Below are 550 nucleotides of genomic sequence, written 5' to 3' on the forward strand. Positions count from 1 at the left end.
GTCAGCACCGACAGGTAGCTGTCGACGCCGTTCTTGTAGCGCAGGTCCGACAGGTCGAAACGTCGCTGCTGCGCATGCTCGTTGCGCTCCAGCGCCGCGATCTGCTGGTCGTACGTGCCGCGTGCGGCCAGACCATCCGCCACTTCGCGGAATGCCGACTGAATCGCCTTCTCGTAGTTGGCGATCTCGATGCGCTTCTGCACATGCGCGAGGTTCAGGTTCGCAATGTTCTGGCCACCTTCGAAGATCGGCATCGTGATCTGCGGCGCGAACGACCATGCGGCCGTGCCGGCCTTGAACAGCCCGCCGAGCGTCGGGCTGCCGGTGCCGAACGCACCCGTCAGCGAGATCTTCGGGAAGAACGCCGCACGGGCCGCACCGATGTTCGCGTTCGCGGCCAGCAGCGTCTGCTCGGCCTGCATCACGTCGGGGCGACGCGTCAGCAGATCCGACGGCAGGCCTGCCGGCACGTCCGTCAGCAGGTTCTGCGCGTCGAGCGGCATGCCCGCCGGCAGATCGTCCGGCAGCGGCTCGCCGATCAGCAGCACCA

Annotated in this window: 1 protein-coding gene; it reads right to left on the reverse strand. The window is 67.1% G+C overall.

What is annotated here, in order from left to right:
• The coding region (locus U5798_RS36915; protein WP_322084884.1) for a TolC family protein at positions 1 to 550 on the reverse strand (550 nt) is incomplete at both ends.

The sequence above is a fragment of the Burkholderia sp. BCC1972 genome, from assembly GCF_905339605.1.
Lineage (GTDB): Bacteria > Pseudomonadota > Gammaproteobacteria > Burkholderiales > Burkholderiaceae > Burkholderia.